The organism is Salsipaludibacter albus (assembly GCF_019798055.1).
Taxonomy (GTDB): Bacteria; Actinomycetota; Nitriliruptoria; order Nitriliruptorales; family Nitriliruptoraceae; genus Salsipaludibacter; species Salsipaludibacter albus.
The window spans coordinates 1-12,144 of record NZ_JAHOPH010000024.1 but is presented as its reverse complement, the minus strand read 5'-3'; the positions used below and the strand labels follow the sequence as shown (position 1 = coordinate 12,144).

General features: G+C 71.2%; 13 protein-coding genes and 2 tRNA genes. 8 read left to right on the top strand and 7 right to left on the bottom strand.

The features are described from left to right. Positions 1–71: 71 nt before the first annotated feature. Positions 72–145, bottom strand: a tRNA-Ile gene (locus tag KR546_RS13685). Positions 146–170: 25 nt separating this feature from the next. Continuing rightward, complete coding sequence (locus tag KR546_RS13680; RefSeq protein WP_238445281.1) at positions 171–560, bottom strand: hypothetical protein; 390 nt, start codon at positions 558–560, stop codon at positions 171–173. Between the two features lie 149 nt (positions 561–709). Here KR546_RS13680 and KR546_RS13675 point away from each other — a divergent pair, with 149 nt between their 5' ends. The 3 genes from KR546_RS13675 (at position 710) to KR546_RS13665 (ending at position 4,333) form a co-directional block, all read left to right on the top strand. Next, the gene (locus tag KR546_RS13675; RefSeq protein WP_238445280.1) at positions 710–1,276 is read left to right on the top strand and encodes a hypothetical protein; all 567 of its coding nucleotides are present in this window, start codon (positions 710–712) and stop codon (positions 1,274–1,276) included. 117 nt (positions 1,277–1,393) lie between these two features. Continuing rightward, the gene (gene typA / locus KR546_RS13670; protein ID WP_238445279.1) at positions 1,394–3,232 is read left to right on the top strand and encodes a translational GTPase TypA; all 1,839 of its coding nucleotides are present in this window, start codon (positions 1,394–1,396) and stop codon (positions 3,230–3,232) included. A 132-nt stretch (positions 3,233–3,364) separates the two neighbouring features. Then, a complete protein-coding gene (locus KR546_RS13665; protein ID WP_238445278.1) occupies positions 3,365–4,333 on the top strand; it encodes a phytanoyl-CoA dioxygenase family protein in 969 nt (322 codons plus the stop codon). Between the two features lie 70 nt (positions 4,334–4,403). On the opposite strand, the gene KR546_RS13660 is transcribed toward KR546_RS13665, so the two are convergent. The 4 genes from KR546_RS13660 to KR546_RS13645 form a co-directional block, all read right to left on the bottom strand. Then, complete coding sequence (locus KR546_RS13660) at positions 4,404–4,964, bottom strand: hypothetical protein (protein ID WP_238445277.1); 561 nt, start codon at positions 4,962–4,964, stop codon at positions 4,404–4,406. Beyond that, complete coding sequence (locus tag KR546_RS13655) at positions 4,961–6,169, bottom strand: acyl-CoA dehydrogenase family protein (protein ID WP_238445276.1); 1,209 nt, start codon at positions 6,167–6,169, stop codon at positions 4,961–4,963. The genes KR546_RS13660 and KR546_RS13655 overlap by 4 nt, the downstream gene beginning before the upstream one ends. A 141-nt stretch (positions 6,170–6,310) precedes the next feature. Next, a complete protein-coding gene (locus KR546_RS13650) occupies positions 6,311–7,060 on the bottom strand; it encodes a transglycosylase family protein (RefSeq protein WP_238445275.1) in 750 nt (249 codons plus the stop codon). Between the two features lie 185 nt (positions 7,061–7,245). Beyond that, positions 7,246–7,551: a thiamine-binding protein gene (locus KR546_RS13645; RefSeq protein WP_238445274.1), complete on the bottom strand. Its 306-nt coding sequence runs from the start codon at positions 7,549–7,551 to the stop codon at positions 7,246–7,248. Positions 7,552–7,762: 211 nt separating this feature from the next. Between KR546_RS13645 and qcrC the strand changes: the two genes are divergently transcribed. The 4 genes from qcrC to KR546_RS13625 all read left to right on the top strand — a co-directional run bounded on the left by qcrC (position 7,763) and on the right by KR546_RS13625 (position 11,447). Further along, positions 7,763–8,686: a cytochrome bc1 complex diheme cytochrome c subunit gene (gene qcrC, locus KR546_RS13640; RefSeq protein ID WP_238445273.1), complete on the top strand. Its 924-nt coding sequence runs from the start codon at positions 7,763–7,765 to the stop codon at positions 8,684–8,686. Then, the gene (locus tag KR546_RS13635) at positions 8,679–9,599 is read left to right on the top strand and encodes a ubiquinol-cytochrome c reductase iron-sulfur subunit (RefSeq protein ID WP_238445272.1); all 921 of its coding nucleotides are present in this window, start codon (positions 8,679–8,681) and stop codon (positions 9,597–9,599) included. Before qcrC ends, KR546_RS13635 begins: the two co-directional genes overlap by 8 nt. Positions 9,600–9,669: 70 nt before the next feature. Beyond that, positions 9,670–11,043 carry a cytochrome bc1 complex cytochrome b subunit gene (qcrB, locus tag KR546_RS13630; protein ID WP_238445271.1) on the top strand — a complete coding sequence of 458 codons (1,374 nt, stop codon included), beginning with the start codon at positions 9,670–9,672 and terminating at the stop codon, positions 11,041–11,043. Further along, positions 11,040–11,447 (top strand): hypothetical protein, encoded by a 408-nt coding sequence (locus KR546_RS13625; RefSeq protein WP_238445270.1) that lies wholly within the window; start codon positions 11,040–11,042, stop codon positions 11,445–11,447. The genes qcrB and KR546_RS13625 overlap by 4 nt, the downstream gene beginning before the upstream one ends. Positions 11,448–11,452: 5 nt before the next feature. On the opposite strand, the gene KR546_RS13620 is transcribed toward KR546_RS13625, so the two are convergent. Further along, positions 11,453–11,830, bottom strand: a complete 378-nt coding sequence (locus KR546_RS13620; RefSeq protein WP_238445269.1) for an ACT domain-containing protein — start codon at positions 11,828–11,830, stop codon at positions 11,453–11,455. A gap of 230 nt (positions 11,831–12,060) precedes the next feature. On the opposite strand from KR546_RS13620, the gene KR546_RS13615 reads away from it, so the two are divergent. Next, a tRNA-Asn gene (locus tag KR546_RS13615) sits at positions 12,061–12,133 on the top strand. The last annotated feature ends 11 nt before the right edge of the window (positions 12,134–12,144 follow it).

Below are 12,144 nucleotides of genomic sequence, written 5' to 3'. Positions count from 1 at the left end.
GAGTTGTCGTCCCAGTCGCTCCCAATTCACATCGCCGCCGCGAACTCACATCACGACGCCCCTCCGGAGCGTGGGCCCGGTGGGACTTGAACCCACGACCAAACGATTATGAGTCGCCTGCTCTGACCAGCTGAGCTACGGGCCCGCCGGCCCGAGGCTAACTGGCTGGCTCAGGCGGGCAGGCCGGTGGCGACGCGGAGGGTGTCGGCGAGACCGTCGAGGTCGGCGACCGTGACGGTCAGTCCCGGGTTGGCGAACAGCGGCAGCGCGTGCACCGGTTCGTGGAAGCAGATGCAGACCCCGCCCCTGGCGTTGGTCCCGTAGGTCGCCCCGCGGTCGGCCAGCGACCCGCGGGCCCCCAGGGCCTTCCACGTCTTGTAGTCCCGCGTGATGCGGACGTCCCGGACGTTGGCCAGCGGGGTCTCGATGCCCAGCCAGCCGAAGTCGACGACCAGGCGCTGGTCACCGACGGTCACGTGGGAGTTGTCCGGGTTGGCTCCGGTGCTCAGGCGCACGAGCCAGGCCCAGCTGGGGTCGAAGTCGAAGTCGAAGGTGCTCACGAAGCTCCCGGGTCGAGGGGGAACGGGTCAGGGTACGACGTCGGCCCCGTCCGACGGGCGACGTATCACGGCCGCGGCGCCCGACCTCTCCACCTGCGACGCCCGCTGTTCGCCACGCGGGCACGACCACACGCGATCGGGGGAACCCCATGACCATGCCCATCCTGTCCGGGACCGCACGCCGCACCGCCGGAGCCGCCACCGCCCTGCTGCTGGGCCTCGCCCTCGCCGGGTGCGGGTCGCTGGCGGAGAGCGTCACCGAGCGCGCCGTCGAGGAGGCGGCCGAGGCCGCCAACGGGGGCGGTGACGTCGACCTCGACATCAACGACGAGGACGGGTCGATCTCGATCTCCAGCTCCGAGGGGTCCTTCTCGGTGGGCGGGTCCCAGGAACTGCCCGACGGGTTCCCGGCCGAGCTGCCACTGCCGGCCGACCACGAGGTGGTCTCGTCGATGTCCTTCGACGACGGCGGCGACGCCAGCTACAACATCAGCATGTCGGTCGCCGGGGACGCGGACACCGTCGCCGCGGAGCTGCAGGCCAGCCTCGAAGACACCGGCTACACCCTGACCGGCACCAGCGAGATGCAGATGGACGGGCTCGACACCCGCACCATGCAGTTCGAGGGCGACGGCCTCGAGGGCTTCATCACCGTCGCCGACACGCCCGACGGCACGGTCGCCAACTACACGGTCCAGTCCGGCGGCGACGCCTGACCGACCACGCACCGGGGCCCGTGAGCGGACCGGTACGCTGGTGCAACGGCCTCGTCCGCGTGACGAGGCCGTTCATGTGCCGTTCGGCACCTCGCCCCGATCACCGAAGACCCTCCCATGAGCACGCGTGACGACCTGCGCAACGTGGCGATCATCGCCCACGTCGACCACGGCAAGACCACCCTGGTCGATGCCATGCTGCACCAGTCCGGTGCCTTCGCCGCCCACCAGGACATCGCCGACCGGGTGATGGACTCCGGTGACCTCGAGCGCGAGAAGGGCATCACGATCCTGGCCAAGAACACGGCCGTGGTGCGTGACGACGTCACCATCAACGTCGTCGACACGCCGGGCCACGCCGACTTCGGCGGCGAGGTGGAGCGTGCCCTGGCGATGGTGGACGGTGCCCTGCTGCTGGTGGACGCGGCCGAGGGGCCACTCCCCCAGACCCGGTTCGTCCTGCGCAAGGCCCTGGAGCGCGACCTCCCACTGGTCCTGGTCGTCAACAAGGTCGACCGCGGGGACGCGCGACCGGCCGAGGTGGTCGACGAGGTGTTCGACCTGCTGATCGAGCTGGGGGCAGACGACGACGCGATCGACATCCCGGTCCTGTACACGAACGCCAAGGCCGGGCAGGCCAGCACCACCCCGGGCGAGCTGGACCCCAACCTCGACGCGGTCTTCGCCACGATCCTGTCGGCCATCCCGGCCCCCGAGCACGACCCCGACCACCCGTTCCAGGCCCTGGTCACCACGCTCGACGCCTCCCCCTACCTCGGTCGGCTGGCACTGGCACGGATCCAGCAGGGCACGGTGAAGCGTGGCCAGCAGGTCGCCTGGATGCGCGAGGACGGCACCACGCAGGTGGTCCGCCTGACCGAGCTGTACCTGACCGAGGCACTGGACCGGGTCAAGGCCGACGAGGCCGGTCCGGGCGACCTGATCGCGGTGGCCGGCCTGGACGACGTCATGATCGGCGACACCCTCGCCGACCCGGTCGACCCACGTGCGCTGCCCCGCCTGCGGGTCGACGAGCCGTCGCTGGGGATGACCATCGGCGTCAACACCTCGCCGCTGGCCGGCCGGTCCGGCACCAAGCTGACCGCCCGCCTGATCGAGAATCGCCTGCGCCAGGAGCTCGTCGGCAACGTGTCGCTGCGGGTGCTGGACACCGCCCAGCCGGACAGCTGGGAGGTCCAGGGCCGCGGCGAGTTGCAGCTGGCCGTGCTGGTCGAGACGCTCCGACGCGAGGGCTTCGAGCTGACCGTGGGCAAGCCCCGGGTCGTCCTGCGCGAGATCGACGGCGTGACCCACGAGCCCTTCGAGCTGCTGACCGTCGACGTCCCCGAGGAGCACGTCGGCACGGTCACCCAGCTGCTCGGCACCCGCAATGGGCGCATGGTCGAGATGCACCACGGTGCGGACGGCTGGGTCCGGATCGGCTTCCACGTGCCGGCCCGCGGACTGATCGGGTTCCGCACCGAGTTCATGACCCAGACCCGGGGCACGGGCATCCTGCACCACGTCGCCGACGGCTACGAGCCGTGGACCGGCGACCTCATGACCCGACCGAACGGCTCGCTGGTCGCCGACCGCTCCGGCTCGGCCACGACCTACGCCCTGCTGCCGATGCAGGACCGAGGCCAGCTGTTCGTCGCGCCTGGCGAGGAGCTCTACGAGGGCATGGTGATCGGCGAGCACAGCCGCGGCGAGGACCTCGACGTCAACGCCAGTCGCGAGAAGAAGGCCACGAACGTCCGCAGCTCGACCGCGGAGGAGCTCGTCCGGCTTGCACCGCCCCGGGACCTGTCGCTGGAGCAGTCGCTGGAGTGGATCCGCGACGACGAGGCCGTCGAGGTCACCCCCGGCCACGTGCGCATCCGCAAGGTCGAGCTGGACCAGTCGCTCCGGGCCCGCGCCGCCAAACGCGCCAAGTGGGGCGCCGCCCCCGGCTGAGCGGGACGATCCGCACCCGCGGCTGCAGCGCCTCGGCCACCGACGTTCGGGCGTCGGGCCTGCTCGGTCGACGCAGGGCCCACGAGTACCCTCATCCGTCGCCACGCCTCGTCGAGGACCGAGAGGAACGCCATGAGCATCGCCACCACGCAGACGCCGCCGCCCACCCCCGTGGACCGGCCGCTGTCGGTCTCGGACACCGACGCGGACCGCTGGACGCCGCTGACCGACGACGAGCGTCGCCAGTTCCACGAGGAGGGCTACGTCGTCGTCCGCAACGCGATCGACGAGGACCGGCGCCTGCGCGTCGAGGAGATCATCGACGAGTTCTACGCCGAGGCGGAGGCTGCCGGCGACCTGTGGAAGGGTGACTGGCTGCACCTGCAGGGCGGGGTCGTGCGCCACCCGGAGTTCGTCCGGCTGCTGGACGACAACCGTGCCTTCCGGTGGATCTGGGGTCTGCTGGGCTGGAACGTCTACAGCCACCACAACCACCTCGACGTCAACCCCCCGCTGGACGAGTCCGGTGACCCCGAGCGCTGGGGCTGGCACCAGGACGGCTGGCGCCAGAACTCCGACGCGGAGTACATGGACGACTACTACGGCTACTACGTGAGCCGCCCGCAGTTCTCCATCAAGACGGCCCTGTTGTTCTCGGACCTGTCCGAGCCCGACCGCGGCTCGACACTGATCATCCCGGGCAGCCACCTCGACAACACCCTGCCCCGCCCGGACGACCCCGAGGACTTCGAGCACCCCGAGGGCACGATCCAGGTGACCGGCAACCCGGGTGACGCGCTGGTGTTCGACCGCCGCATGTGGCACTCGCGGTCCCGCAACTTCTCCGACATCACCCGCAAGATCCTGTTCCTGGGCTACACCCATCGCTGGATCCGCCCGCTCGACCCGATGCCGCTCGAGCTCGCCGAGCCGTTCTGGGACGACCTGACCCCCGTGCAGCAGCAGCTGCTGGGTGACGGCCCGAACCTGCCCGACTACTGGGGCATCCACCCCGAGGGCGGCATCAACGACGAGATCCCGCTGCGCGCCGAGCTCAAGGAGCGTGGCCTGCTCGACCGCTCGGTCCCCTGGCTGCGCTAGACCTGCCCACGCTCCTCGCACCGACACGACCCCCGGCTCCGGCCGGGGGTCGTTCACGAGGTGCGACGCCTCACGTGGAGGGGAGGCGGTCCAGGGCGAGGTCGATGCGTGCCTGCTCGCGTTCGCGACGGGCCGGTGGCAACTGCTCGGCCGCCCGTCGTGCGGCCTCCGCGGCCTCCCGACCGATCGCGGACTGCGACGTCACCACGGCGAACTCCAGCCGCCGGATGGGCTCGCTGATCGCCCCGACGCGCAACGCGACGAGCGGCTCCTCGAGCCGACGACACCAGTCGTCCACGGCAGCCGCGGCCGTCGCGGGATCGACCTCGGCCTCGCACAGCGAACTGAACCCCGTGGCTGCGTGGACCTGCTGGGGCACCGGCGGCTCGGCCGGCACGGGCCGGGCGAAGGCCTGCTCACCGATCGGCCACACCACGCCCGTGACGATGTCGACGACCGACCGGGGCCGACGGGCCAGCCGCAGCAGCCACGAAGCCGGCGCGAGCTCGAGCAGGACGTGGTCGTGACGGTCGTCGGCACGTCGCACGAGCCGCTGGGACTCCGCCCGGCGGCTGGTCGGCGTGAAGCCCTTCCGCGCGAGCGCGGCGACCAGCGGCGTCTCGGGGATCATTCGCGTGCCCGGATCTCGCGCCGGGCCATGGACATCTCGTGGACCTCGTCGGGTCCGTCGAACAACCGCATGGCGCGCACCTGGGCGAAGAACGACGCCAGTGGGACGTCGTCGGACATGCCCGCTCCCCCGTGCACCTGGATGGCCTTGTCGATGACGTACTCGGCGGCGGAGGGCGCGACCAGCTTGATCGCCGAGATCTCGGTCCGGGCACCCTTGTTGCCGACGGTGTCCATCAGCCACGCGGCCTTCAGCGTGAGCAAGCGCGCGGTCTCGATCCTGGCACGGCACTGCGCGATCCAGTGCTGGATCTTGCCCTGGTCGGCGAGCCGCTTGCCGAACGCCACCCGCGAGATGGCGCGGTCCACCAGGAGTTCCAGGGACCGCTCGGCCATCCCGACGGCGCGCATGCAGTGGTGGATCCGGCCGGGGCCGAGTCGCTCCTGGGCGATCCGGAAGCCGTCACCCTCGGTGCCGATGAGGTTGGTGGTCGGGACGCGCACGTCGGTGAAGCGCATCTCCGGGTGGCCCCCGTGGCCGTCGTAGCGACCCAGCACGGGCAGTTCCCGCACCACCTCGACGCCCGGGGTGTCCAGGGGAACGAGGATCATGGACTGCTGGCGGTAGGGGTCGGCCGACGCATCGGTGACACCCATGAAGATGCCGACCTTCGCCCGCGACGACGCGGCCCCACTGGACCACCACTTGCGTCCGTTGATGACGTAGTCGTCGCCGTCGCGGACGATCTCCGAGCGGATGTTGCGAGCGTCCGAGGACGCCACGTCGGGCTCGGTCATGAAGAACGACGACCGGATCTCGCCGGCGAGCAACGGCTCCAACCACTCCTGCTGCTGTTGCGGCGTGCCGAACAGGTGCAGCACCTCCATGTTGCCGGTGTCCGGCGCTGCGCAGTTGGTCGCCTCGGGCGCGAGCAGCGGTGAGCGCCCCAGGAGCTCGCACAGGGGCGCGTACTCGACGTTCGACAGGCCGGCGCCGTGGACCTCGTCGGGGAGGAACAGGTTCCACAGTCCCCGCCGACGCGCTTCGGCCTTGATCTCGCCGAGCAGTGGCGGGTGGTGGTGGCGGTCACCGGAGGCAGCGACCTGGTCCGCGACCGCGGACTCGTTGGGGTAGATCCACTCGTCCATGAAGGACGACAACTCGGCACGCAGCCGCTCGGCTCGCTCCGAGCGCGCGAAGTCCATTCGGCGGCATCCCTGGTCGGCTCCGGCGAGCATAGGGCCGGCACCGCGCCGCCCCACGGCAGTCCCCCACCATCGCCCGGACATGGCGAACGGGACGACCCCGAGGGGCCGTCCCGTTCGTGCATCGTGTGCCGCGGGGGTTCAGCGGAGGCCGAGCTTCGACGAGCAGGCGGGCCAGGCGCCCCATCCCTGGTCGTCCAGGACACGCTCCGCGATGCGGATCTGGTCGCTCTTGGAGGCCTCGTAGGCCGCGCCGGCCATGCCGTCGTCCTTGTAGGCGTCCCACGTCTGGGGGTGGAACTGCAGGCCACCCTCGAAGGTGCCCGTGCTGATGGACCAGTCCCCGCTGGACTCGCAGGAGGCGAGGTCCTCCCAGACCGACAGCGGGACCGACCCGTCGTACTCGGGCTCGGGCTCCGGCTCCGGCTCGGGCTCCGGTTCGGGCTCTGGCTCCGGTTCGGGCTCTGGCTCGGGCTCCGGTTCGGGCTCGGGCTCCGGCTCGGGCTCCGGTTCGGGCTCCGGCTCAGGCTCCGGCTCGGGTTCCGGTTCGGGAGCGGGTGGCGGTGGCGGCGGGGGCGTGATGACGTTGCCGTCCGCGTCCACGAAGGGCTCGTGCACGTGGACGGTCGGGGCCGGGGCCGCGATCTGGACGTCGGCGAAGGTCGCCACCGGCTCGACCGGGGCGAACGCCTGGACGTCCAGGCCGGCAGCGGTCACGGCGACGTCGCCGGGGGCTGGCGCGGGCGACACGGGTGCGGGCGTCGCCGCACCTACGGGCACGGCACCCGAATCGGTCACCGACAGCAGCGCCGTGGCGACGAGGGCCGCCGCGGGCACGGCGGCCAGGGCCAGCCGGCGGGACGTTCCATCAGGCAGGATCGAAGAAGGCATGACTGCTCGCTGGGCAGGTGGAAAGGGGAGGTGCACCACGGGGGCAGCCTGCAGACGGCAGGGTGCCGGGGCGCTGTTCACAAGGGTCGGGGGTCGACGGTCCCCGCGTGTCGTTCCGCCACGGTCGATCGGCGGGGGGCGGACGACCACTGGCCGATGGGCCCGGACCCAGCCCTCCGACGACCTCACCCGCCTCCGCGACCGTCCCCGAATCCGGCGATTCGGGCGTTCTTGTGGCCCAGCGCATCGTCCATCCCGGGACGGTGGTCGATCTTGACGACCACGCCGACGCGTGGTGCGACCGACGCCACGTGCTCGATGCACTGCCCGATCACGGCCATCACCTCGTCGTAGTCACCCTCGACATTGGTGAACATCGCGTTCGTCTCGCTGGGCAGGCCGGATGCCCGGACGATCTCGACGCACTCACCGACGACGTCGCCGACAGACTCACCAGCGCCCCCGGGCGAGATGGAGAAGGCCACGATCATCAGATCTCCGGTCCGTCGGTGGCCCCAGCATGCCGGACCCCGGCGGCAGTCGCCACGCCCCGAATGGCCGTCCCGACGGTCCGGATCCCGCGGTGGCGGGCGGTCCCGACGCGTCCGGCGCGCCCGATAGGCTCGATCCCGAGCGGGCGCGCGGGCCCGCGGACCCGGCCATCGGGAACACCGCCCGTCGACCAGGAAGGCACCGGCCATCGTGGCAGCCCCCGTCCACGCCCGCCACCTGCGACGCCTCGGCCTGCTCCTGGTCGTGCTTGCGCTCGCCGCCGGGTTCAACCTCGCGCTGTCCGGTGACGCCGGTGCCCAGGACGACCCGAACCTCGACCCGGCCCTGGTCGACCAGGGCCGCGAGCTGTACGGCCAGGCCTGCATCCTGTGCCACGGCCCGGAGGGCCAGGGCATCCCCGACGACGGATCCGGCGTCTACGGACCGTCGTTGCTGGGCGTGGGGGCGGCCTCGGTCGACTTCATGGTGCGGACCGGCCGGATGCCGGCCGAGGACAGCAGCGACCCCCTCGTGCGGCGGCCGCCGCAGTTCAACGACACCGAGCGTGCTGCCCTCACGGCCTACGTCCAGTCGTTGACGCAGGCCGCGATCGACGACCAGGAGGAACGCCTCGCCCAGGGCGAGGACATTCCCGAGGCCGAACTGATCGAGCCGGGCCCGCCGATCCCCGACATCCAGGGATGGCAGGAAGCTGACCTCAGTCGCGGACTGGAACTGTTCACGACCAACTGTGCGGCGTGCCACGGGCCGACGGCCGCCGGGATCGCCGTCGGTCGCGACGACGTGTCGTCGAACCTGCGAGACTCCGAGCCGATCGTGGTCGCCGAAGCCGTGCGCGTCGGGCCCGGGGTGATGCCGGTGTTCGGCGACGAGGTCGTCACCGACGAGGACCTCGAGGCCATCGTGGCGTGGGTCGACGACGTGACGCACCGCGACTCGGCCGGCGGCTTCGCCTTCGGTCGGGGCGGGCCGGTCAGCGAGGGCCTGATCGCCTGGATCGTCGGGCTCGGAGTGCTGGGCGTGGTGATCTACCTGCTCGGCGAGCGCGAGGGCACCGAGGACGTCGTGGAGACCGACGGGCCCGAGCCGACCACGGGAGCGACCGATGGCTGACCAGACCACCACCGACGAGCGTGACGACAAGGCCCGTGCCGAGGACCGTGCGACCCGGATCGCGGCCCTGTGCTTCGGCGTGTCGATCCTCGCCGCGCTCGGCCTGCTCGTGGTGTACCTGACGGGTGGCGACACGCAGCTCGAGGGCATCCTGCTGACGTTGGCCTTCGGTGGGGTCGCCGCCGGCCTGGGCGTGTGGGTGCGCGTGCTGATCGGCCCCAGCGTCATCGTCGAGCCACGCGACCCGATGCCCTCGCGGGCCGAGGACCGGGCGGGCTTCGAACAGGACTTCGACAGCACCGTGGACGAGGTGAAGGTCGGCGGGCGTCGGCGGTTCCTGCTGCAGCTGCTCGGTGGTGCGGGCGCCTCCCTGGGGCTCGCCCTGACGGTGCCCCTGCTGTCCCTTGGCCCGATCTTCGACCCCAACGCCCGCCGCGAGCTGTTCGACACCTCGTGGTCTGCCGGTCGCCGGCTGGTCACCATCGAGGGCGAGGAGCTCCGCCCCGAGATGCTGGCGGTGGACGAGATCGCCACGGTGTTCCCCGCCGACAGTGACCGTGCCGCGGACAGCCAGGCCGTGTTGGTGCACACCCGACCGGGGGCCATCGACCTGTCGACCCTGCCCTACCCGGACGGGGTCGTCGACGGCCTTGTCGTCTACTCCAAGATCTGCACCCATGCCGGGTGCCCGGTCGGCCTGTACCGGGCCCAGGACGCCGAGTTGATCTGCCCGTGCCACCAGTCCCAGTTCTTGGTCACCGCCGGCGCGAAGGTGCTGTCGGGGCCGACCGGCCGACCCCTCCCCCAGTTGCCCATCGGCGTCGACGACGAGGGGTTCCTGGTCGCCACCGGCGAGTTCAGCGCCCCGGTCGGTCCGTCGTTCTGGAACCTGACGCAGGGCCAGGACAGCTGACCGCCCCCGACCACCCGCACGACCCGGACCGAACCGACCACCGCCCGACCGCCCGACAGGAGTGCGCACGATGACTGCGGCACCTCGCCCCGAGGCCAAGGACAGCCTGCTGGACCGGATCGCCGGCTGGGCCGACGACCGCCTGAAGCTGGCCGAGGGATCGCGCAAGTACCTGCGCAAGGCGTTCCCCGGGCACTGGTCGTTCCTGATCGGCGAGATCGCGATGTTCGCGCTGATCATCCTGCTGCTGACCGGCACGTTCCTCGCGCTCTTCTACACCCCGGACACCACCCCGGTCGTGTACTCCGGGCCGTACGTGCCGCTGCAGGGCACGGAGATCTCCGCCGCCTACAACTCCGTCCTGGAGCTGTCGTTCGAGGTGCGTGCCGGACTGCTGTTCCGCCAGATCCACCACTGGGCGGCATTGGTGTTCGTCGCCGCCATCGTGGTGCACATGCTCCGGATCTTCTTCACCGGCGCGTTCCGCCGGCCGCGCGAGCTGAACTGGGTCGTCGGGGGCATCCTGCTGCTGCTGGCGTTCGGCGCCGGCTTCACCGGCTACTCGCTGCCCGACGACCTGCTGTCGGGAACGGGACTGCGGATCGGCTACTCCGCCCTGCTGTCGGTGCCGTTCGTCGGACCGCTGCTGGGCTACCTCGGGATCGGTGGCGAGTATCCCGGGGTCGGGGTGCTGGGGCGGCTGCACATCCTCCACGTCATGATCATCCCGGCCGGCCTGCTCGGGCTGCTCGGCGCCCACCTGTTCATGGTGGTGCGCCAGAAGCACACCCAGAAGCGCACGCGCCGCGCCCGTGAGGACAACGTCGTCGGCGAGCCGCTGTGGCCCAACCAGGCCCTGACCATGACCTCGCTGTTCTTCGCCGTCGCGGCCGTGCTCGCCTTCCTGGGCGGCGTGTTCGAGATCAACCCCGTGTGGCTCTACGGGCCCTACGAGCCCTTCGAGGTCTTCGCGCCCTCCCAGCCCGACTGGTACATGGGATGGTTGGAGGGACTCCTGCGACTGTGGCCCGCCTGGGAGTTCACGATCCTGGGGGTGACCATCCCCGCGATCTTCATCCCGTCGGTCGTCGTCCCGGGAATCCTGTTCGGCATCGTGTTCGCCTGGCCGTGGATCGACGCCCGGTGGATCACCGGCGACCACGCCGAGCACCACATCAACCAGCGCCCGCGTGACGTGCCCGCCCGGACCGCGTTCGGATTCGCCGGCCTCACCTTCCTCCTGGTGATCTTCGTCGCCGGGTCCAACGACGTCATGGCCGCCGCGCTCCAGACCCCACTGGACACCCTGACCACCGTCCTGCGCTGGGCCGCGATCGTCCTGCCGGTCCTCGCCGGCCTGGCCGCGTACCGGATCGCCGAGCGACTCAACCAGCCGGTCGAGGCGGCGCCCTCGAGCACGGTCCCGGCGGCGAAGTCGACGTGACCGTCGTGCACGCCTGGCTGGGGGCCGGGCTGGTCGCGGCCTTCGCGGTCCTCGCGGTGGCAGGCCTGGGCCTGCGCCTGGTCGGGCGGGACGAGGCCCCCACCCTGTACTGGGGCCTGCAGCACTGGACCGAGAACCTGCTGATCCTGCAGACGGTGATCGGGGTCGTCTTCCTGCTGCTGGGTCGCCGGCTCGTCGGTGACGACCTGGTCTGGCTGCACTACCTGTACGGATCGCTGTTCCCGCTGCTCGCGATCGTCAGTGGACGCATCGCGAGCATGCGGCGGGAGGTCCACGACTACGTCGGGCTGGCATGGGGCGCGTTCTTCGCCTTCGGGCTGGCCCTGCGCGCACTCCAGACCGGCTGTGGCGGCGTGCTGGACGTCGCCTGCCTGGGCGGCTGAGTCCGTCAGACCTCGCCGAGTGCCGAGCGGACGCCTGCCGGATCGTCGCTGACGATGACGATCCGGTTGTCGTTGGCGAAGTAGGCCTGCTCGATGTTGATCCCGGCGTCGTGCACGCGACGGGTCGCCTGGGCCAGCGAGCCGGGCTCGTTGCTGAGCTGGGCGATGGCGACCTCGCGTGCGGCGTGCACGGTCAGGCCGGCCTCCTGGAGGGCAGCGACGCCGGCGACGTCGTCGTCGACCAGCAGGTGGACGACACTCTTGCCCCCACCGGTGAAGGCGCTGCAGGCCTCGATGTTGACGCCCGCCTCGGCCAGCGTCTCGCCGATGTCGGCCAGCACGCCGGGGCGGTCGTCGGGGGTGACGACGAGATCCTTGCGCATGAGTGCCTCCTGGTTGGGTCGCGTCCGAATCGCTCCCGGGCTCGGTGTGCCGGTCGCGGGACGCGTGGTCGGGCCGGAGAATGTCGCGGACCGTCCGTTCGCTTCGTGCCACAGGCTAGGCGGCCGGACCCGTGTCTGCGGGGTCGGCGGGACACCCGCACGGGGGCGTCTCGTGGTCGGCGACCGACGACGCCGCTGGTACACTTTCCGGCCGCGTAGTCGCGCACCTTTCCGGGGTAGCTCAGCTGGCAGAGCACTCGACTGTTAATCGAGTTGTCGTGGGTTCGAGCCCCACCCCCGGAGCAGTTCCCACC

Excerpts from the sequence above, each read along its gene's own strand:
- typA (WP_238445279.1), top strand. The coding sequence starts at position 1,394 with ATGAGCACGCGTGACGACCTGCGCAACGTGGCGATCATCGCCCACGTC.
- KR546_RS13675 (WP_238445280.1), top strand. The coding sequence starts at position 710 with ATGACCATGCCCATCCTGTCCGGGACCGCACGCCGCACCGCCGGAGCC.
- KR546_RS13660 (WP_238445277.1), bottom strand. The coding sequence starts at position 4,964 with ATGATCCCCGAGACGCCGCTGGTCGCCGCGCTCGCGCGGAAGGGCTTC.
- KR546_RS13620 (WP_238445269.1), bottom strand. The coding sequence starts at position 11,830 with ATGCGCAAGGATCTCGTCGTCACCCCCGACGACCGCCCCGGCGTGCTG.
- KR546_RS13665 (WP_238445278.1), top strand. The coding sequence starts at position 3,365 with ATGAGCATCGCCACCACGCAGACGCCGCCGCCCACCCCCGTGGACCGG.
- KR546_RS13655 (WP_238445276.1), bottom strand. The coding sequence starts at position 6,169 with ATGGACTTCGCGCGCTCGGAGCGAGCCGAGCGGCTGCGTGCCGAGTTG.
- KR546_RS13650 (WP_238445275.1), bottom strand. The coding sequence starts at position 7,060 with ATGCCTTCTTCGATCCTGCCTGATGGAACGTCCCGCCGGCTGGCCCTG.
- KR546_RS13645 (WP_238445274.1), bottom strand. The coding sequence starts at position 7,551 with ATGATCGTGGCCTTCTCCATCTCGCCCGGGGGCGCTGGTGAGTCTGTC.
- KR546_RS13635 (WP_238445272.1), top strand. The coding sequence starts at position 8,679 with ATGGCTGACCAGACCACCACCGACGAGCGTGACGACAAGGCCCGTGCC.
- qcrB (WP_238445271.1), top strand. The coding sequence starts at position 9,670 with ATGACTGCGGCACCTCGCCCCGAGGCCAAGGACAGCCTGCTGGACCGG.